At 64.9% G+C, this 18,462-nt stretch carries 19 protein-coding genes and 1 tRNA gene; 11 read left to right on the top strand and 9 right to left on the bottom strand.

The features are described from left to right. The first annotated feature begins 112 nt into the window (after positions 1-112). The 4 genes from BM222_RS24565 to BM222_RS24550 all read left to right on the top strand — a co-directional run bounded on the left by BM222_RS24565 (position 113) and on the right by BM222_RS24550 (position 5,285). Positions 113-1,321 carry an ABC transporter substrate-binding protein gene (locus BM222_RS24565; protein ID WP_092233366.1) on the top strand — a complete coding sequence of 403 codons (1,209 nt, stop codon included), beginning with the start codon at positions 113-115 and terminating at the stop codon, positions 1,319-1,321. 124 nt (positions 1,322-1,445) lie between these two features. Further along, entirely contained in the window at positions 1,446-2,234 is a 789-nt protein-coding gene (locus BM222_RS24560; RefSeq protein ID WP_092233363.1) for an enoyl-CoA hydratase, read from the top strand. A 2-nt stretch (positions 2,235-2,236) separates the two neighbouring features. Continuing rightward, the gene (locus BM222_RS24555; RefSeq protein ID WP_177243430.1) at positions 2,237-2,986 is read left to right on the top strand and encodes a VOC family protein; all 750 of its coding nucleotides are present in this window, start codon (positions 2,237-2,239) and stop codon (positions 2,984-2,986) included. A 184-nt stretch (positions 2,987-3,170) separates the two neighbouring features. Further along, the gene (locus BM222_RS24550; protein WP_092233483.1) at positions 3,171-5,285 is read left to right on the top strand and encodes an acetate--CoA ligase family protein; all 2,115 of its coding nucleotides are present in this window, start codon (positions 3,171-3,173) and stop codon (positions 5,283-5,285) included. A gap of 36 nt (positions 5,286-5,321) precedes the next feature. Here BM222_RS24550 and BM222_RS24545 read toward each other — a convergent pair whose 3' ends face one another. The 3 genes from BM222_RS24545 to BM222_RS24535 form a co-directional block, all read right to left on the bottom strand. Next, positions 5,322-6,140, bottom strand: a complete 819-nt coding sequence (locus BM222_RS24545; protein WP_092233357.1) for an enoyl-CoA hydratase/isomerase family protein — start codon at positions 6,138-6,140, stop codon at positions 5,322-5,324. 86 nt (positions 6,141-6,226) lie between these two features. Next, complete coding sequence (locus tag BM222_RS24540) at positions 6,227-7,387, bottom strand: acyl-CoA dehydrogenase family protein (RefSeq protein WP_092233354.1); 1,161 nt, start codon at positions 7,385-7,387, stop codon at positions 6,227-6,229. Positions 7,388-7,403: 16 nt separating this feature from the next. Further along, entirely contained in the window at positions 7,404-8,468 is a 1,065-nt protein-coding gene (locus tag BM222_RS24535; RefSeq protein WP_092233351.1) for an acyl-CoA dehydrogenase family protein, read from the bottom strand. Positions 8,469-8,716: 248 nt separating this feature from the next. Between BM222_RS24535 and BM222_RS24530 the strand changes: the two genes are divergently transcribed. Next, entirely contained in the window at positions 8,717-9,502 is a 786-nt protein-coding gene (locus BM222_RS24530) for an SDR family NAD(P)-dependent oxidoreductase (RefSeq protein WP_092233348.1), read from the top strand. A gap of 142 nt (positions 9,503-9,644) precedes the next feature. Here BM222_RS24530 and BM222_RS24525 read toward each other — a convergent pair whose 3' ends face one another. Then, complete coding sequence (locus tag BM222_RS24525; RefSeq protein WP_177243429.1) at positions 9,645-9,917, bottom strand: GlsB/YeaQ/YmgE family stress response membrane protein; 273 nt, start codon at positions 9,915-9,917, stop codon at positions 9,645-9,647. Positions 9,918-9,945: 28 nt separating this feature from the next. Next, positions 9,946-10,527 carry a YidB family protein gene (locus BM222_RS24520; RefSeq protein ID WP_092233345.1) on the bottom strand — a complete coding sequence of 194 codons (582 nt, stop codon included), beginning with the start codon at positions 10,525-10,527 and terminating at the stop codon, positions 9,946-9,948. 179 nt (positions 10,528-10,706) lie between these two features. On the opposite strand from BM222_RS24520, the gene BM222_RS24515 reads away from it, so the two are divergent. Beyond that, the gene (locus BM222_RS24515; RefSeq protein ID WP_092233342.1) at positions 10,707-11,714 is read left to right on the top strand and encodes a 2-dehydropantoate 2-reductase; all 1,008 of its coding nucleotides are present in this window, start codon (positions 10,707-10,709) and stop codon (positions 11,712-11,714) included. A 12-nt stretch (positions 11,715-11,726) separates the two neighbouring features. Then, a complete protein-coding gene (locus BM222_RS24510) occupies positions 11,727-11,942 on the top strand; it encodes a hypothetical protein (protein WP_092233476.1) in 216 nt (71 codons plus the stop codon). Between the two features lie 118 nt (positions 11,943-12,060). On the opposite strand, the gene BM222_RS24505 is transcribed toward BM222_RS24510, so the two are convergent. Further along, a complete protein-coding gene (locus BM222_RS24505; protein ID WP_092233339.1) occupies positions 12,061-12,708 on the bottom strand; it encodes a hypothetical protein in 648 nt (215 codons plus the stop codon). Between the two features lie 479 nt (positions 12,709-13,187). Here BM222_RS24505 and BM222_RS24495 point away from each other — a divergent pair, with 479 nt between their 5' ends. The 4 genes from BM222_RS24495 (at position 13,188) to BM222_RS24480 (ending at position 16,964) form a co-directional block, all read left to right on the top strand. Next, positions 13,188-14,705: an AMP-binding protein gene (locus BM222_RS24495; protein WP_092233333.1), complete on the top strand. Its 1,518-nt coding sequence runs from the start codon at positions 13,188-13,190 to the stop codon at positions 14,703-14,705. Between the two features lie 23 nt (positions 14,706-14,728). After that, positions 14,729-15,367: an RraA family protein gene (locus BM222_RS24490; protein ID WP_177243428.1), complete on the top strand. Its 639-nt coding sequence runs from the start codon at positions 14,729-14,731 to the stop codon at positions 15,365-15,367. Between the two features lie 93 nt (positions 15,368-15,460). Continuing rightward, a tRNA-Arg gene (locus BM222_RS24485) sits at positions 15,461-15,537 on the top strand. Between the two features lie 287 nt (positions 15,538-15,824). Then, on the top strand, positions 15,825-16,964 hold the full coding sequence (locus BM222_RS24480) for an amidohydrolase/deacetylase family metallohydrolase (RefSeq protein WP_092233327.1): 1,140 nt from the start codon (positions 15,825-15,827) through the stop codon (positions 16,962-16,964). On the opposite strand, the gene BM222_RS24475 is transcribed toward BM222_RS24480, so the two are convergent. From BM222_RS24475 to BM222_RS24465, 3 genes are read right to left on the bottom strand one after another with little or no spacing between them, the layout of a single operon-like run. After that, complete coding sequence (locus BM222_RS24475) at positions 16,961-17,545, bottom strand: TlpA family protein disulfide reductase (RefSeq protein WP_092233324.1); 585 nt, start codon at positions 17,543-17,545, stop codon at positions 16,961-16,963. The two genes, BM222_RS24480 and BM222_RS24475, sit on opposite strands and share 4 nt — an antisense overlap. Next, positions 17,538-17,999 (bottom strand): DsrE family protein, encoded by a 462-nt coding sequence (locus BM222_RS24470; RefSeq protein ID WP_092233321.1) that lies wholly within the window; start codon positions 17,997-17,999, stop codon positions 17,538-17,540. Before BM222_RS24470 ends, BM222_RS24475 begins: the two co-directional genes overlap by 8 nt. Before the next feature lie 19 nt (positions 18,000-18,018). Then, positions 18,019-18,447, bottom strand: a complete 429-nt coding sequence (locus tag BM222_RS24465; protein WP_092233318.1) for a DoxX family protein — start codon at positions 18,445-18,447, stop codon at positions 18,019-18,021. Positions 18,448-18,462: the final 15 nt, after the last annotated feature.

Raw genomic sequence — 18,462 nt, 5'->3', positions numbered from 1 at the left:
AGACGCGCATCGCGCTTCTGCTTGCTGCGCACGCGCGCATCCGGCATGATTGCGGGAATAGCAATAATCAAGCCGCCGTTCAGAGCCAGGCGATCAAGGGAGGTTGTTTTTCATGAAACATATTTTGTCCGGCATTTTTGCCGCCGCGATTGCCTTGAGTGCAAGCGCCGCCGCGCAGGCCCAGGACAAGCCTCCCTTGAAGGTCGGCGGCATCCTCGACATGTCGAGTCTCTATGCCGACATCACGGGCCCCGGCAGCGAGACCGCGGCCAAGATGGCGGTGGAAGATTTCGGCGGTGAGGTGCTCGGACGCAAGATCGAGGTGCTGGCCGCCGACCATCAGAACAAGGCTGATCTCGCCGCCAACATCGCCCGCGACATGCTCGACAACCAGGGTGTCGAGATGATCTATGACGTCGCCGCTTCCGCGACCGCGCTTGCCGCCGGCGAAATCGCGAAAGCGCGGGGCAAGATCATCATCTTCAACGGACCCGGATCGATCCGTCTCAGCAACGAGGCCTGCGGCCCCTATACCATCCACTACGTGTTCGACACCTACGGTCAGGCCAACGTCACCGGTCTTGCGGCCGTGAAGGCGGGCCTCGACACCTGGTTCTTCCTCACCGCCGACTACGCCTTCGGCCAGGATCTGGAAAAGGACACCAGCGCCGTCGTCATCAAGACCGGCGGCAAGGTGCTCGGCAGCGTGCGTCATCCACTTAACACGTCCGATTTTTCGTCGTTCCTGCTTCAGGCGCAGGCCTCAAAGGCCAAGGTGATCGGACTTGCAAATGCCGGCGGCGATACCGTCAACGCCATCAAGCAGGCGGCCGAGTTCGGCATCACCAAGGCCGGCCAGAAGGTCTCGCCGCTGCTGGCCTTCGTCACCGACATCGACTCGATCGGGCTGGAGACGGCGCAGGGCCTGCTGCTGGCCGAAGCCTTCTACTGGGACATGAACGACGAGACGCGCGCTTTCTCGAAGCGCTTTCAGGAGCGCGTCAAGCGACCGCCGACATCGGCACAAGCCGGCGTCTATTCCTCCGTCACGCACTATCTGAAGGCGGTGAAGGCGGCCGGCACGACCGATGCTGCCGCGGTGATGAAGGTGATGAAGGACACGCCGGTCAACGATTTCTTCGCTCACAACGGCAAGATCCGCGAAGATGGCCGCATGATCCACGACATGTATCTGTTCGAGGTCAAGAAGCCGTCGGAGTCCGGGGGGCGCTGGGATGATTACAAGCTGCTCGCCACCGTGCCCGGCAGCGAGGCGTTCCAGTCGCTCGAGCAGTCGCGCTGTCCCCTGGTGAAGAAGTGACGGCGTGACGAAGTCACGACGTCATCCCGGGGCGCGAAGCGAACCCGGGATCTCGAGGTTCCGGGTTCTCGCTTCGCGAGCCCCGGAACGACGGAGATACAAAACAACAAAAGGGAGACCTCCCATGAACGACATGGTCCTGCAAAAGCTCGAAGGCGGGCTGCTCACCATCACCATGAACCGGCCCGAGCGAAAGAACGCGCTGAACCCTGAGATGGTCGCAGGCCTGGTCGAGGCGGCGCGACGGGCGGCGGACGATCCGGACGTGCGCGCGGTGCTGTTCAAGGGCGCAGGCGGTTCGTTCTGCGTCGGCGGCGACGTCAAGTCGATGGCGGCCGGCCGCGCGCCGCTGCCGTTCGAGCAGAAGCTTGCGAATTTGCGCCGTGGCATGGAGGTCTCGCGCATCCTGCATCAGATGCCGAAGCCCGTGGTCGCGCAGCTCGATGGCGCCGCAGCCGGCGCCGGCCTGTCGATGGCGCTGTCGTGCGATCTGCGCGTCGCCGCGGAATCCTGCAAGATCACGACGGCTTTCGCCAAGGTCGGCTTCTCCGGCGATTACGGCGGCACCTATTTCCTGACCCAGCTGCTCGGCAGCGCGCGGGCGCGCGAGCTCTACCTGACTTCGCCGGTGCTGACCGCCCGGGAAGCGCATGCGATCGGCATGGTGACCAGGGTCGTCCCCGACGCCGAGATCGACGCCGCCGCGCACGAGCTCGCAATGTCGCTGGCGCAAGGGCCCTCGATCGCGCTCGGCTTCATCAAACGCAACATCAATAATGCCGAGCATTTGCCGCTGGAAGACTGCTTCGACGGCGAAGCGATCCATCACACCCGCTGCAGCGACACCGAGGATCACAAGGAAGCCGCCAAAGCCTTCGTGGAGAAGCGCAAGCCGGCCTTCAGGGGCGCATGACGATGGCGCCCTATATGCGGCTGCGACAGATCTGCCTGGTCGCGCCGCAACTCGCGCCCGTCATCTCTGACATCGCCGGGATCATGGGCCTTTCCGTCTGCTACCGCGACGGCAATGTCGCCAAATATGGCCTGGAGAACGCGCTGCTCCCGGTCGACACGATCATGCTGGAGGTCGTCGCGCCGTTCAAGGATGGCACCACGGCGGGGCGCTTCATCGAGAAGACCGGCGGTCGTGGCGGCTATATGGCGATCTTCTGCTGCAGCGAACCGGACGAGCGCGGCCGCCATGCGAACGCGATGGGCGTGCGCACCGCCAACGTGATCGACCATGCACCTTATCACGGCGTCCAGCTCCACCCGCGCGACTGCCGCGCCGCCTTCATCGAGTTCAACCACACCGAAGGCAGCGACGATATTCTGGGCGCGTATCCGCCGGCCGGACCGGACTGGCAAAGCTTCATCCGCAAGGATGTGACGCAGGCGCTGACAGCGGTGGAGATGCAGAGCCCGGATCCGCAGGGACTAGCGGAGCACTGGGGCAAGATCATCGGGGTGGCGCCGACTGGCGAGGCCGAACTGAAGCTGCCCAACGCGGTCTTCCGGTTTGTGAAGGGTGCGAGCGAGATCATGAGCGCGCTGGAATTCCAGGTAACCGATGTCGCCCAGGTGCTGCATGCCGCCAGGGCGAAGGGGCTCGCGGTGGCGGGGAATGAGTTTCTGCTGGGCGGAGTGACGTTCCGCGTCAGTTGATGATCCAATCGTGATCCGCCACCCTGAGGTGCTCGCCTCTTCGGCGAGCCTCGAAGGGCGACGGCCACCATCGGGCGTCATCCGTCGAGGCTCCCCGCGCGGTGCTACGTACTGCGCGGCTCGCTCCTCGGGATGACGGTCTGACAGTGCGGCAGGTGTAGACAGAACAAGACGGGATCACATGATGCCGCATCCGCTCGACAGCTTCTTCGCACCCGCAAGCATCGCACTGATCGGGGCCTCGCGCGATCACGAGAAGATTCCGGGCCGGCTGCTATCGATGCTGCGCAAGAACCGTTATCCCGGAAAGATCTATCCGGTGAACCCGAACTACGCGGAGCTCGACGGGCTCGTCTGTTACAGATCGATCGCCGAGATCGGCGCGCCGATCGATCTCGCCGTGATCATCATTCCTGCCCGCGCCGTGCTGCCGGCACTCGAGCAATGTGCCGTCGCCGGTGTGAAGAACGCAGTCATCATCTCGTCCGGCTTTGCCGAGGAGGGCGGCGACAGCGCGGCGATGCAGGACGCGATCGCCGCACTGGCGAGGCGGACGGGCATGCGGATCTCCGGGCCGAACGCCGAGGGGTTTTTTAGCCAGGTTCAGCACGTGGCGGCGACGTTCAGTCCGGCCGTGGATGTCAAGCCTGATGTGGTTCCACTGGTGGCCACGACCAGGCGGATCGGCATCGTCGCGCAGAGCGGCGGCATCGGCTTCGCCTATTATCACCGCGCCAAGACGCTTGGCATCGCCGTGAGCTACGTGGTCAGCGCGGGCAATGAATCCGACCTCGGTGCCGGCGAATTCCTCGAGTACATGGTGCAGGACGCTTCGACCGATGTGATCCTGCTGTTCATCGAAGGCATCCGCGACGTCGACAAATTCCTGGCCGCAGCGCGACGGGCGGCCGAGCTGAAGAAGCCCGTGATCGTGACGAAAGTCGGCCGCTCCGGCGCAGGCGAGCGTGCCGCGGCTTCACACACCGCGAGCATGGCCGGCTGGTCGGCGGCTTATGATGCGGTGTTCGCGAAATACGGCTTCATCGTCTCCAACGATCTCGACGAGGCCCTGACGATCGCCGGGGTGCTGGTGAGCAATCCGCTGCCGAAAGGCGACCGCGTCGCCGTCGTCACGACGTCGGGCGGCGCCGGCATCTGGGGCGCCGATGCCGTGGCGCTGCAGGGGTTGCAGGTGCCGGAGCTCTCCGAGCAGGTGCAGGCGGAGATCGGCAAGCTGATGCCGTCCTATGGCACTGCGCGCAACCCGATCGACGTCACCGCGCAGGGAGTGACTTTGGGCGGCTTGCAGAAGAGCGTTGATCTGCTCACCCTGTCCGACGAAGTCGACGCGATCTTGGTCGTGCTGTCGCTGTCGAGTGATGTTCGCAAGCCCTTTCAGGAGCCGGAGCTGACGCCGGTGCTGGCGGCGCGACGCAAGCCGGTGGTGTTCTATTCGTACACCGTGCCGTCCGAGTTCGCGCGGCGCGAGCTCGCGAAATCGGGCGTGGTCGTGCTCTCGGGCCTCACCCATGTCGGCGTCGCGATGCGGCGCGTCGTCGACTACGCGAAGTTCAGCCTGCCAAAGCCCGCGGACGACACCCGGTTGCCGGCGCGCGATCTGTCCGCTCATTTGAGCTCGCCGGTTCTGTCGGAGGCCGGCAGCAAGGCATTGCTGCGCGCCGCCGGAATTGCCTTGCCGGATGAAGCGTTGGTGAAAGACAGGAGCGAGCTGGACGCGGCGGTCGCCGGTGTCGGCTTTCCGCTTGCGATGAAGATCCAGTCGCCGGACATTCCGCACAAGAGCGAGGTCGGCGGCGTGCGCCTCAACGTCGCCAGCAAGGGCGAGGTGTTTCTGGCGTTCGAAGCCTTGATCAACAACGCGCGCAAGCATCGACCGGAGGCGGCCATCGAGGGTGTGCTGATCGGTCCGATGGCAAGGAAGGGTGTCGAGATCATCGTCGGCACGATGACGGACAAGACGTTCGGGCCGATGGTGATGGTTGGGCTCGGCGGCATCACGACGGAGCTGTTCCGCGACGTCGTCTATCGTCCCGCGCCGGTCAGCGCGGAGGACGCGGTCGCAATGTTGGCGACCCTGAAGGCCGCGCCGCTCCTGAACGGTTTTCGCGGAGCGGCAAAGGCGGATCTCGCCGCGTTGGCGCAGCTGATCGCGGATGTCTCAGTGCTTGCCGCGCGGCATGCAGGCGAGATCACGGAGATCGAGCTCAATCCGGTGCTGGTGCATCCGCAGGGAGAGGGCGTGACGATTGTGGATGCGCTGGTGGTGGGACGCAAATAGACCTTCTCCCGCAAGGGGAGAAGGAAGGCAAGGCAATCACCGTCCCTTAAAATTCGCCACGCGACGTTCTTCCGTCGCCTTCACGCCTTCCTTGAAGTCTTCCGTGGCGCGCAGGCGGGTCTGCTCGGCGAGCTCGTGATGGGTCGCGGCCATGACGCGGTCGGCGAGACCGGCGCGCATCGTGGCGCGGGTCGAGAGCAGGCCGAGCGGAGAGCATTCGGCGATCTCGTTGGCGAGCTTCATCGCTCCCGCCTTCACCTGGTCCTGCGGCACCAGCACATTGGCGAGGCCCCATTTATAGGCTTCTTCGCCGGTGACGCGGCGGCTGGTGTAGAACATCAGCTCGGCATTGTTCTTGCCGATCAACTCGGGCAGCGTTGTGGTCAGGCCGAAGCCGGGATGGAATCCGAGTTTTGTGAAGTTCGCGGCGAAGCGCGCTTCCGGGCAAGTGACGCGAAAGTCGGCCGAGACCGCGAGGCCTAGCCCTCCACCAATAGCGGCGCCCTGCACGGCGGCGACGATCGGTTTCTTGGCGCGGAAGATGCGCACGGCCTGGATGTAGAGATGGTTGATCGGGCCGAGGTTGTCGGCCGGGTCGCCCTTTGCTTTCTTCTCGGCCTCTTGCGCTTCCTGCGCCTGCCGCGCCGGATCGCCGAAATTTGCGCCGGCGCAGAACGCCTTGCCTTGCGCTGATAACACGGAGGCGCGGATCTCGATGTCACGGTCGAACTCGTCGAGCGCGTCGGCGATCTGGTTGATCAGCGAGATGTCGAAGAAGTTGAGCGGTGGGCGGCGGATCTCGATGGTGCCGACGTGCCCTACTTTCTCGACGCCGATATCTTTGTAAGTGGTCATTTTTGCCTCCAATGTCTCAGTAGCGAAGATTCACCTCTCCCGTTGGGAGAGGTGAACGGAGCGCGGGGCCAGAGTTTCGATCCCATCTAGCGGAGCCCAAGTCCGCGGGCGATGATGCCGCGCAGCACCTCGGTGGTGCCGCCCTGGATGGTGAGTTTCGGTGCGGTCTTGATGGCGAAGTCGAGCTGCCGCTCCAGCGTCTCGCGGTTTGTGGCGGTCTCCTCGACGAAGGCGGCGAGATCGCGCACGCGGTGCGGAAGCTGCTGCTCCCAGACCGTGCCGATGTCCTTGACGATGGAGGCTTCCACCACCGGCTCCTTGCCGGCCTGCAGCATGCCGGCCACCGAGACCGACATGCGCCGCATGGTGTGGAGCTGCGCCACGAGACGGCCGATGCCTTCGGCGCTGCGCGTGTCCGGATCAGGACCGACCGCACGGACCAGCTCGGTCAGCACGTAATAGGTTTCGAGGAAGCGCTCGGGGCCGGAACGTTCATAGGCGAGCTCCGATGTCGCCTGCTTCCAGGCACCATCGACCTCGCCGAGCACGTGATCGTCGGGCACGAAGAAGTCGGTGAAGACCACCTCGTTGAACTCGTACTGGCCGGTGATCTGGCCGATCGGGTTTACCTTGATGCCCGGCTGCTTCATCTTGACCAGAAACTGCGTCAGGCCGTGACGGCGGTTCTCCTTGGTGGGCGGTGAGGTCCGGAAGATCGCGATCATGTAGTCGGCGATATGCGCCGACGAGGTCCAGATCTTGGTGCCGTTGATGAGATAACCGCCGTCGGTCTTGGTCGCACGCGTCTTCGCGGCGAACAGGTCGGAGCCGGAGTTCGGCTCGCTCATGCCGATGGCAAAGCAGATCTCGCCGCGGCAGATGCGCGGCAAGATATCCATCTTGATGTGTTCGGGCGCGTATTTCAGCAGCACCGGGCCGCTCTGGCGGTCGGCGACGAAGAACCGCCGCGTCGGCGCGTTCGCAACGCGCATCTCTTCCGTCACCACGTAACGCTCGAGGAAAGAGCGTTCCTGGCCGCCATATTTCTTCGGCCAGGTCATGCCGAGCCAACCCTTGGCTCCCACCTTACGGGAAAATTCCGGGACGTCGGTGTCTTCGCGGTTGGGCTTGTGCGGATCGAAGGTGCCGGCGGCGATCTCTTCGGCGAGGAACGCACGCACTTCCTTGCGTAGTTGTTCGCAGGTCTCGGGCAGGCGGATCGGGTCGAAACGAAGGGCAGCGGTCATGTGTTTCGTCTCCCGGTCAGCGCGAAGCCACGAGCGGCCACAATTCATCGGCGCCTCTGGAGGCGACCAGCTTGCCGAGCTCGACCGCCCAGTGGCTCTCCGAACCGAAATCGTCGCGCCAGGCCAGCGCCCGCAGCGAGTAGCGGTGCAGGATATGCTCGATGGTGAAGCCGATCGCGCCGTGAACCTGGTGTGCGATGGCACCGCCTTTTTCGGCTGCTTCCGCGCAGCGGATCTTTGCCGAGGCGGCTTCGAGGTAAACTTCATCGTCGAACGTCTTTGCGTTCGCGATGGCGTCGGCCGCCGACGTCGCGGCCGCAAGTGCTGCGGCAGACTCGCCCGCCAGGCGCGCGAGATTGTGCTGCACCGCCTGGAATTTCGAGATCTTCTTCTCGAAGGCGACGCGCTCGTTGGAATAGCGCACGGAGATGTCGAGCATCGATTCCAGGGCACCGGCGATCTGGAGGCTGCGTGCGACGCCGCCCATCAGCATCAGCCTTGTCTGGTCGACGCCATCAGGCGCCGCCTCGATGGCGAGGGGCTGGACCTTGTCGAGTGTGACGGTGTCGCTGTGGTCGTAGCCGACGTTGAGCCCGGATTCGATCCGCCCCTTGCTCGCATCGACCAGCGCGATCGAGACGCCATCCGGCCCATGCGCGAGGACTGCAAAATGCCTGGCCGCCTTGGCAAAGGGGACGCCGCGGCAACGGCCGGAGAGCGCGCCGTCGGCATCAACTGTGATGCGATCCTTTGGCGAGGCCGGCATCACGGTCATCTCGCCTTCGGGCGAGGTCATCTTCGCTTGCGCCAGCAGCCAGCCCGCCAGCATGGTCTCGGCCAAGGGAATCGCGACTGCGAAACGGCCGGCGGCGTTCAGCAAGGCAAAACCGTCCGCCAAGCTCGCGCCGGAACCGCCGAGCTCGTCGGGCACCCAGGACAGCGGCAAGCCGGCTTCGCTCAGCGCCTGCCACAGCGGCGCCTGCCACGAATTCGTCTTGTCGTTGTTGATGGTTTGCGGATCGGCAAGATCGGCGAAGATCTTCTCCGCGGTCTCGACGACGATATTGTCACTCTCCGCCACAGCGTTCCCCGTTTTTGCCATTGGCGCGTCCCGTCCAATCGGGCCGACGCGCAGGTTCTTCTTGCGCCCGATGATCCGAAAAAGCCATGGCTCTGACAAGCGTTGATCGCAGGCCCATCTGCGGCACCGGCATGGAGGCGCGCGAGCCGTCTGGACTAATTCCGCTTAGCGGAGTTTGCCGCGATTTGCAGCGCGCGGCAAACTCGCTAAACAAGGCACCACATTCAATCACGGGGAAGGACATCCGGATGGCCAAGGACAGTTTGTGCGCGATCGTGACGGGCTCCGCATCCGGGCTCGGTGCTGCGACTGCGCAAATTCTCGCAGCGAGCGGGGCGCGGCTCGTCATCAACTATTCGTCGAGCAAGACCGAAGCCGAAGCCACGGCAGAGCTCTGCCGCAAGGCCGGCGCCGCCCACGTTCTGGTCGCGCAGGGCGACGTCTCGAAGGATGATGATTGCCGTAGAATCGTTGCGGCCGCCAGCGGCTGGGGCAAGCTCGACATCCTGGTCAACAATGCCGGTACCACCAAGCACGTTGCTCATGCCGACCTCGACGGATTGTCGGCGGAGGATTTCCAGCGGCTCTACGGCGTCAACACCATCGGCCCGTTCCAGATGGTGCGCGCGGCGCGCAGCCTGCTCGAGGCGGCGTCGAAGGCGTCCGGGCGTGCGTCGGCGGTGGTGAACGTCTCTTCGGTCGCCGGCATCAGCGGCGTCGGTTCGTCGATCGCCTATGCCGCGAGCAAGGGCGCGCTCAACACCATGACACTGTCGCTGTCACGCGCACTCGCGCCGCTGGTCCGTGTCAACACCGTGTGTCCCGGTTATATCGACACGCCCTGGTTCACCAAGGGCCGCGGCGAGGCCGGCGCCAAGCAGGTGCGCGACAGTGTGGTGGCGAAGGTGCCGCTGAAGGTCGCCTCTTCAGCCGAGGACATCGCACAGCTCGTCTGCTTCCTGGCGATGCCGGCCTCCAGCAACATGACCGGGGAGGTCGTGCGCATGGACGCCGGGATGCATTTGATTGCGTGATTGGCTCTGCGCTCTCTCACGTCATGGCCGGGCTTGTCCCGGCCGTCCACGTGCGACAGCGGGTCGAAAGACGTGGATGCCCGGGGTCAAGCCGGGCATGACGACGAGGTGGTAAGTGATCCACCTTCGGCCCTTTGAAGCGTCACCCCTTGATCACGCCGCTCGCGACCAGCCGGTGCCAGATGAACAGCACCACCACGGCGCCGATCGTGGCCATGATGAATCCCGCGCCCTGATCCGGACCGTAATGGCCGATGGCCTGACCGATGAAGGTCGCCAGGAATGCACCGACGATTCCGAGGATGGTGGTGAGGACGAAGCCGCTGGGGTTGTTCGGCCCCGGCGCCAGGAAACGCGCGATGAGGCCGGCGACGAAGCCGACCACGATGATCCACAACAGGCCGCCCATGCTCATGTCAGTGCTCCCCTCGTTTTGGCGAAAATCAGAGTCTGCCCGAGATCTCGTTCTCGGTCGGTAGCCGTCCATCCGGCGTCAAATGATCGACCACCTGCGGCAGGTATTGGCTGAGACCTGATAGCAGCTCGTCGCGCGACAGGCCGCTCTGCGCGGACAGACTCTGGATCTGATCGGCGCCGAGCGCATTGGCGAGATCGCCGGGGCTGATGGGCTTGTTCTCGCCCTTGCCAACCCAGCTGTTCGCAGTGTCGCCGTGACCGCCCTGCTGGAGCTGCTTGAGGAGATCGCCGAGGCCACCGCTCAGCACGGAGCCGGCCGCCCCGCCCGCGAGCAGGCCGCCGAGGCCGCCCTTGAGGACATCACCGAGGCCGCCACCGCCAACGGCACCGCCTGGGCCCGCATTCACGGGCGGCGGCACAGGCGTCGGCGCCGACTGCGGCGCGCCGCCCGGCTGGCCTGCCGTCAGATGCTTGAATGCCTTCCATGCGAGCAGGCCGAGGATCGCCATGGTCATCGGCGACATGCCGCCGGAAGAGCCTTGCGGGCTTGGGGTGCTCGGGCCGCGGGGTCCGTTCTGCATGCCGTTGAGGACGTCGAGTAGACCCATGATGTTCTCCTTTGGCGTTCTCGTCGGCGAGCTCTCGCCGGTGATAAGCCCCCATGCAAAAACATATGGGCGTCTCATGACGGTTACAAGGCAGATGCAGTTTGGCCGCGATGGGCAGCCGGCCTCGCCTCTGGTCTAAGCCTCTGCTATCGAAGACGCATCATTGTGGAGCAGGTCTGGTGGTGACGGATCGATCGATCGTGGTGGCCGGCGCGGGCGCCATCGGCTGTTTCGTCGGCGGCCAGCTCGCCGCCTCCGGCCGCCGTGTCGGGCTGCTGGTGCGGTCGCGGGTGAAAACCGAGATTGAGCGCTTCGGTTTGCAGCTGACGGATTTCGACGGCTCCGAGAGGAAGCTCGGCGCGGGCCAGCTCGCGCTGTCGGAGGATCCGTCGATCCTCTACGGCGCCGGCATCGTGCTGGTGACGGTGAAGAGCGCCGACACGGCCGGTGTCGCCGATCAGATCGCGCAGCATGCGCCGCAGGATGCCGTGATCGTGTCGTTGCAGAACGGCGTCGGCAATGTCGCCGTGCTGAGGGAGCGCCTCGGTGGCCGGCGCGTGCTCGCCGGCATGGTGCCGTTCAATGTGGTCGCAATGGGCGAGGGGCGCTTCCACCGTTCCAGTTCCGGAGACATCCAGGTCGCTGAAGACGCGGACAACATTGCTGCCGCGCTGTCGGTGCCGGGTCTTCACCTGCGCGCCAGCCGCGACATCGCCGGCGTGCAATGGGGCAAGCTCATCATCAATCTGAACAACGCACTCAGCGCACTGTCCGACATGCCGCTTGCCGCCCAACTGGCGAACCGCGACTGGCGAGGACTGTTCGCCGACCAGATGGCGGAAGGCCTGGCTGCGCTGAAGGCCGCCGGCATCACACCGGTGTCGTCAACGCCCATCCCGATGAACTGGACGCATGCGATGCTCAGACTGCCCGACATGATCTTCAAAGCGATTCTGGGGCGGACGATGAAGATCGATCCGGAGGCGCGCTCCTCGATGTGGCAGGATCTGAAGCAGGGCCGCAAGACCGAAATCGACTATCTCCAGGGCGCGGTCATTGCGCTCGCGGAGCAGAACAAGCTCGATGTGCCGCTGATGCGTCGCATTGTTGTGCTGGTCAAGGAGGCGGAGACGGCGGCTCAGGGGCCGCCCGGCCTTTCGCCTCAACAGATCCGTGGTGTGGTTTGAGTGGAGGAGCCGATGAAACGTTGTCTCGTGATCGGACTCGGGCTGGCCGCGCTCTGCGGCGCCGCTCGCCTGGCGGAGGCCCGGCCGCCGACGGTCATGAACTCGCCGGGCTACGACGCGCGCTTGCAGGAGAGCCGCAAGGCGCTGAGCAATTCACAGGCAACGACAGAACCGGTTACGCCGGCGGTGACCCCACCGAAGCGTCCGAAGAAGAAGCAGACGCGCTGAGGGCCGGGCACGAATCCATCCACTCGTCATTGCGAGCGTAGCGAAGCAATTCAGGAAACCTCCACGGAACGACTCTGGATTGCTTCGCTGCGCGCGCAATGACGGATGTGGAGACAGCTTACCCCTTCTTGGCCGGCTTGCTCGGCGCCGGGCTGAACAGCTTCTTCAGGTCGCTGAGGCTTTCCGACAGCCGCGGCCATTCGCAAGAGAACGCGCCCTTCGTGCAAGGGGCATTCTTCGGCCGCGCACCCAGCACCTTCGGGCGCTCCACCGGAACGGGCACGCGCTCGACCTCGGTTCGCAATGCGACCTGCTGGAGTTGCTGCGCTTGCTGCTCACGCTGCCGTTCCCGCTGCTCGCGCTGCTTCTCCTGCTGCTCGCGCTGTTGCCGCGCCAGGGCCTCGGCGGCTTCATTGCTGCGGCGCTGATCGGCAAGATAGGCGGTGTAGGATTCGTCGATCTTCTTCTGCTCCTCCGGCGTCGGATTGGGACCTGCGATGTCGAAGGTGCGGTCCTGGAGGAAGTCGTAATAGGTGTAGCCGCCGCCTGCCTTGCGCCGGCCGGCGAATTTGGCATTGCAGTCCGCAAGGGCTGCGGTCTTTTCGGCCTTGGTCGCGGATTTTTCGGCGGCGTCGGCGCATTCCTCGAAGTCGATAGGGGCGCGCTTCCACCATTCGGCGTGGGCATGCGGCGTGGTCAGCAGAAAAATTCCTGCTGCGGCAACGAGAAGTGGCGCCGCACGACGCGATGCAAACACGGACAACATTCTGCGAGAGCCTGAGAAACTCAACCCAACTGAGTCGTCGCCAATTTTTGCCCCTTTCTCGTCGCCTTGTCACCCATGGAACTCGGGAAATTCATGGCTGGGTTGCTGACATTTTTTCCTTGACGTGGCAGGGGAGGTCACAGCCGTGGGGCGCCGGTTGCGCTTGCGGTTTGATCGGTTTGAATGCGAAGAGAAATTCTCATCATGAGAGCGTTGACCTGTTTCTCCGCCATCGCATGGCGCAGGTTGCGGCCGCGCACTGGTCGATACCGCTGCCGGCGATCTCCCGCGCCCTGCTGCACGGACACCTGCGCGATGCCGACGTCTACATATGTCGGCGCATGCCGCGCCGAGCGCGGCGGCATTGACCGAGGAGGCCTGAGTGCAAAAGCTTGAAGGGGCGGCTCCGGCTGTTACACTTCGCCGCGCGACCCGCCCCATCCTGAGGCCCCGCCAAGAAGACGAAATGGAAACGCCTGATGCTGCTGCCCCTGTCCGATGTGCCGCGCTGGTACGCGCAACGCAAACCCGAGGGCACCATCGCCGTCCAGCACGGTCAGGATAGACTGACATGGGGCCAGCTCGAACGCGGTGCCAACAGGCGCGCGCGGGCGTTTGCGGCGAAGGGCGTCAAGCCCGGTGATTTCGTCGCCATCGGATTGCCCAACAGCAATGCGTTTTTCGAGACCACGTTTGCGGTGTGGAAATGCGGTGCGACGCCGACCTCGCTGTCGTGGCAGCTGCCGCGCGGCGAAGCCGCGGCCGTGCTCGAGATTTTGAAGCCCGCGCTCGTGGTCGGTGGCGAGGCCGACTGGAATGCGCCGAACCGCTTGCCTGCGGATTTTGTGCCGGACGGTTTTTCCGATGAGCCGCTCGATCCCCCGGTCGCGCGCTACTGGAAGGCCATGACCTCAGGCGGCTCGACCGGCCGTCCCAAGGTGATCCTCGACCATCAGCCTGCGGTGACTGATACCGTCGCTGCGCCGCCGCTCAATATTCCCATTGGAGTCTCGCTGCTCAATCCAGGCCCCCTTTATCATAATGCGCCGTTCATCGTGTCGCATTTTGCGCTGTTCGCCGGCGGCAAGCTGACCGGCCTCGAGAAGTTCGATGCTGAGGAGACGCTGCGCCAGATCGAGCGCGAGCGCGTGCAATGGGTCAATTTCGTGCCGACCATGATGCACCGGATCTGGGCGCTGCCTGATGACGTTCGCAATGGCTATGACGTGTCGAGCCTTCAGACCGTGTTCCACATGGCAGCGCCGATGCCGCCCTGGCTGAAGGAAAACTGGATCGCCTGGCTTGGGCCGGAGAGGGTCTGGGAGCTCTATGGCGGCACCGAGCGCCAGGGCGCCTGCATCATATCAGGCACCGAGTGGCTGGCGCATAAGGGCTCGGTCGGCAAGATCGCGGAGACGGCGAGGCTTCGCATCATCGGCGAGGACGGCAACGACGTCGCGCCCGGTGAGACGGGCGAGATCTATTTCCTCAACAATGACGGCAAGGACGCCACCTATCACTATCTCGGCGCCGAGCCGAAGCGCCGCGCCGACGGCTGGGAATCGCTCGGCGATATCGGCCGGCTCGACGCCGAAGGCTATCTCTATCTCGGCGACCGCCTCGCCGACATGGTGCTGCGCGGCGGTGCCAACATCTATCCGGCCGAGGTCGAGGCTGCCGTCTCCGCGTGCCCCGGCGTGCGCTCCTGCGTGGTGGTGGGCCTGCCTGATCCTGAGCTCGGCCAGCGCGTGCATGCCATCATCGAGCCGGACCCCGGCGCGGACCGTCAGGTGATCGCGGACGGCATGGCGGACTTCTTGAAAGACCGGCTCAGCCGCTACAAGCATCCGGAGAGTTTCGAGTTCGTCAGCGCGCCGCCGCGTGACGATTCCGGAAAGGTTCGCCGCACGCTGTTGCGCGACGAACGCGCGGCGTGGATGAAGGAAGGCCGTGCCTTCCGCATCATGCCCGTGCAGGCCCGGGCGCACGCCGAATAAGAAACTCGGAAGGACTGAACCTCATGACGATCACCATCGCAGCGAACAGCGTGCCGAAGCCGCCGGCCGATATCATCGAAGGCTTCAGGAATGCACCAACCTCGATCATTTCGGACAATCTCAGCCGGCTGCCTGGCGCGGTCGGGCTGAAGCCCTATCATCGCAGCGGCAAGCTGGTCGGCGCGGCCTTCACGGTCCGGACCCGTCCCGGCGACAATCTTGCCATCCATCGTGCCCTCGAGCTGGTCGGTCCCGGCGACGTCATCGTGGTCGATGGCGGCGGCGACGAGACCCGGGCCCTGGTCGGCGAGATCATGAAGAACATCGCGCAATGGCGCAAAGCCGAAGGCTATGTCATCGACGGCGCCATCCGCGACGTCGCGGCCTTCGCCGGCGACGACTTTCCCTGCTTCGCCCGCGCGGTGATCCATCGCGGGCCCTACAAGAACGGCCCAGGCGAGATCAACGTGCCTGTGACGGTCGGTGGCAGCGTGATCTCGCCGGGCGACATCGTGGTCGGTGATGAAGATGGCGTGGTGTCGTTTCCCGCCGCCGGCGCCGCGACGCTGCTGGAGGCCGTGCGTGTCCAGATCAGGCGCGAGGAGGAGACCCTGAAGGCGATCCGCGAGGGGCGCTACCAGGGGGCTTACGGGAAATCCTGATCCTCCGCTTCTTGACCTCGCGAAGGGCTTCCGGTCCCGCCGCTGCTTTGCTATGAACGCGTCCAGGCAACCCGCCCTACCGGCGGGTTCCGCGGTCCCGTAGCTCAGCCGGATAGAGCGGCGGTTTCCTAAACCGTAGGTCGCATGTTCGAGTCATGCCGGGATCGCCATTCCAACATGCGGCTTTTGAAAAATCGTTTGCCGCCCCCGCTCTTTCCGCCAGTTAATTCCTCATAGGATCTGCACTCCTTGCCGACCATCGTGCTTGCGGAGTGCGGGCGTGTGATGCCGATGCGCTGCAGCGGCTGAAAGAGGATGCGCCGAAGGCGGCGCGCAGGCCCCTTGGACATTGAGCTCAGTGGATTTGCTTCGTCAGCGGGAAAATTGCTAACAGAAGCGCGGGCTGGAAGGGTAGCTTCCGGCCCGGTCCAAGCGTTGCTGAGGCCCGGAGACGACGATGCCCTTCGATTTGATCCTGCGCGGCGGACGGGTCGTCGACCCCTCGCAGAAGCTCGACGCCGTGACCGATGTGGCATTTTCCGGCGGCAGGGTGGCTGCGATCGGCGCCGGGCTCAAGACGGACGCCGGCACCGAGGTCCGTGACGTCTCGCGGTTCATCGTGACGCCCGGGCTGATCGATCTCCACACCCATGTCTATTGGGGCGGCACCTCGCTCGGCATCGACGCCGAGGAGTTCTGCCGTGCCTCGGGCGTGACCACCTCCGTCGACACCGGCAGCGCCGGCCCCGGCAATTTCGCCGGTTTTCGCAAGCACGTGATCGAGCCGAGCCAGGTCCGCATCCTCGCTTATCTGCACGTTTCCCATGCCGGCATTTTCGGCTTCTCGCACCGGATCATGGTTGGCGAGAGCGAGGAATTGCGGCTGATGAATCCGATCGAAGCGGCCAAGGTGGCGGACGCCAACCGCGACATCATCGTCGGCATCAAGGTGCGGGTCGGGCTGCACTCCTCGGGCACCTCGGGCGCCGTGCCGCTCGATATCGCGCTTCAGGTTGCCGACGAGGTCGGCATGCCCCTGATGGCGCATATCGACCATCCGCCGCCGACCTATGAAGAGGTGCTGGCGCGCCTGCGGCCGGGCGATGTGCTGACCCATGCGTTCCGTCCCTTCCCGAATTCGCCGGCCACCGCGCAGGGTACGGTCAAGCGGGCGGTACTGGCGGCGCGCGAGCGCGGCGTGCTGTTCGACATCGGGCACGGCAAAGGTTCTTTCGCGTTCAAGACCGCGCGCGCCATGCTGGCCAACGGCTTCTATCCGGATACCATCTCCTCCGACATCCATCAGCTCTGCATCGACGGCCCGGCCTTCGACCAGGTCACGACCATGTCGAAATTCCTCTGCATGGGCATGTCGCTGTCGGATGTGATCGCGGCCTCGACGGAGAACGCCGCGATGGCGCTGCGGCGCCCCGAACTCGGCAGCCTGAAGCCCGGCAGCGTCGGCGATGCCACGCTGATCTCGGTGAAGGAAGGCCAGTTCGACTATCAAGACGTCGTCGGCGAGCGTCTCATCGGCGACAGGAAGATCGTCTCCGAAGGCGTCGTCATCGGCGGCCGCTGGTGGCATCCGAACTAGGTTTGCTCGCGATAGAATTGCAGCAGCCGTGCGCCCGCCGGTGAGAGCCAGTCGGGCGCGCCGGCGATGTAGCCCTCGACATGGCCGCTCGTCCCGACGAGATAGGTGATGGGCATGCCGAGGAGGGGAAGCATCTCCGTCGACGCTTGCGCAGCTGCGCCATAGGCATCGATGTAGCAGGCGAGGTTTTTCGCGGCGAGACCGCCGAGGAACGCGGTGATCTTTCGCAAGTCCTTCGTGTCGGTGCAGACGGCAATGACATCCAGTTGGGCGCCTTGCGATCCAGCGAGGCTTGCCAGCACAGGGAGATCGAGCCGGCAGGCCGCACACCACGTCGCCCAGAAATTGACGAGGGCGATACGTCCAGGCTTCGCCGTCACCACCACGTCTTTTCCATGCAAGTCCCGAAGTCGTAACGGCGGCATCGCGGCGCGCGGCCGCACCACCGTGAACTGGCTGCGGCCGGCTTCGAATACCGGCGGCCAGCTACCCTGCGCACGGCTTGCGCGCAGGGAGGCAAGGAGCGCCGGTGCTGCGACCAGGAGCGATCGCCTGGACAACGCACGGGGCTTTTCACGCATGGATGTAGGCCCAGCCCTTGAGTTGCAGATCGACGACGCGCCCGATACCGAAGGGAACAAGGCTCGCGCCCGGGATCAGCGGGATCGAGACCTGCTCCTTGGCTTCCGCGATCGCTTTCGACGAAGCGCACATGCTGTAGGTGAGCTCTGGCAGCGATTGCCGCAGCGTCGCGAGCGGCTCGAGCAGTGGAGTTCTGTCCGCCCTGAAGACGTCGATGCCCTTGCCATTGGCGACGACCTCGATCAGCAACCGCGCGCCCCTCTCGGCAAAGTGCTTTGCAAGATTGCCCGAATAGCTGATCGCGTGCCCCATCACATAGGGCTCGTTGCGGTCGATCAGGATCACGACGCCCTCAGTGAGACGATCCTGCTTGGCCGCGCTCGCGCCGCCGGTCGTGAGGATCGCGCTGCCTGCAAGCAGGCCCCTGCGGGACAATGCGATGTCAGAGATCATCGTAGCGGCGCCTCGCCGGTCAGAACCGGCGCGGGGTGATGGGGGCCTTGCTGTTGCGCCCCCACAGCACGAACAGGCTGAGCGCGAGCAGGACGAGGTTGAGCGGCGTCACCTCGGCCTCGCCGCGCGAGAGGTGGAAGGCCAGCGCAATCACCTGCAATACCGAGCAGCCTAGCGCGGCGAGCACCGTCAGCCGCGGCAGGATCCGCGTCAGGGCCGGCAGCAGAATGCCGATCCCGCCCGCGAGATCGATCAGCGCGATCGAGCGAACGAAGGTTTCGGAATACTGGCCGGCCCAGGGCATCATGGCGGCCAGCTGGGGAATGGGAGTGGTCAGCTTGACCAGCCCCGCCCCGACGAACGCGACGGTGAGGAGGATCTGCGCGGCCCAAAGGCCGACGCGGAGGGCGCGGCCGGGCGCAGCGGTCTCGAAGGTGGTGGTCGACATGACGGGTTCTCCAAA

Source organism: Bradyrhizobium sp. Gha, from assembly GCF_900113735.1.
GTDB lineage: Bacteria > Pseudomonadota > Alphaproteobacteria > Rhizobiales > Xanthobacteraceae > Bradyrhizobium.
Note: the sequence above shows the minus strand (reverse complement) of the source record. Positions and strands in the feature narration are given on the sequence as shown.

What these genes read in the sequence shown, in the direction of transcription:
- BM222_RS24565 (WP_092233366.1), top strand. Translation starts at nt 113, where the DNA reads ATGAAACATATTTTGTCCGGCATTTTTGCCGCCGCGATTGCCTTGAGT.
- BM222_RS24560 (WP_092233363.1), top strand. Translation starts at nt 1,446, where the DNA reads ATGAACGACATGGTCCTGCAAAAGCTCGAAGGCGGGCTGCTCACCATC.
- BM222_RS24555 (WP_177243430.1), top strand. Translation starts at nt 2,237, where the DNA reads ATGGCGCCCTATATGCGGCTGCGACAGATCTGCCTGGTCGCGCCGCAA.
- BM222_RS24550 (WP_092233483.1), top strand. Translation starts at nt 3,171, where the DNA reads ATGCCGCATCCGCTCGACAGCTTCTTCGCACCCGCAAGCATCGCACTG.
- BM222_RS24545 (WP_092233357.1), bottom strand. Translation starts at nt 6,140, where the DNA reads ATGACCACTTACAAAGATATCGGCGTCGAGAAAGTAGGGCACGTCGGC.
- BM222_RS24540 (WP_092233354.1), bottom strand. Translation starts at nt 7,387, where the DNA reads ATGACCGCTGCCCTTCGTTTCGACCCGATCCGCCTGCCCGAGACCTGC.
- BM222_RS24530 (WP_092233348.1), top strand. Translation starts at nt 8,717, where the DNA reads ATGGCCAAGGACAGTTTGTGCGCGATCGTGACGGGCTCCGCATCCGGG.
- BM222_RS24525 (WP_177243429.1), bottom strand. Translation starts at nt 9,917, where the DNA reads ATGAGCATGGGCGGCCTGTTGTGGATCATCGTGGTCGGCTTCGTCGCC.
- BM222_RS24520 (WP_092233345.1), bottom strand. Translation starts at nt 10,527, where the DNA reads ATGGGTCTACTCGACGTCCTCAACGGCATGCAGAACGGACCCCGCGGC.
- BM222_RS24510 (WP_092233476.1), top strand. Translation starts at nt 11,727, where the DNA reads ATGAAACGTTGTCTCGTGATCGGACTCGGGCTGGCCGCGCTCTGCGGC.
- BM222_RS24505 (WP_092233339.1), bottom strand. Translation starts at nt 12,708, where the DNA reads ATGTTGTCCGTGTTTGCATCGCGTCGTGCGGCGCCACTTCTCGTTGCC.
- BM222_RS24495 (WP_092233333.1), top strand. Translation starts at nt 13,188, where the DNA reads ATGCTGCTGCCCCTGTCCGATGTGCCGCGCTGGTACGCGCAACGCAAA.
- BM222_RS24490 (WP_177243428.1), top strand. Translation starts at nt 14,729, where the DNA reads ATGACGATCACCATCGCAGCGAACAGCGTGCCGAAGCCGCCGGCCGAT.
- BM222_RS24480 (WP_092233327.1), top strand. Translation starts at nt 15,825, where the DNA reads ATGCCCTTCGATTTGATCCTGCGCGGCGGACGGGTCGTCGACCCCTCG.
- BM222_RS24475 (WP_092233324.1), bottom strand. Translation starts at nt 17,545, where the DNA reads ATGCGTGAAAAGCCCCGTGCGTTGTCCAGGCGATCGCTCCTGGTCGCA.
- BM222_RS24470 (WP_092233321.1), bottom strand. Translation starts at nt 17,999, where the DNA reads ATGATCTCTGACATCGCATTGTCCCGCAGGGGCCTGCTTGCAGGCAGC.
- BM222_RS24465 (WP_092233318.1), bottom strand. Translation starts at nt 18,447, where the DNA reads ATGTCGACCACCACCTTCGAGACCGCTGCGCCCGGCCGCGCCCTCCGC.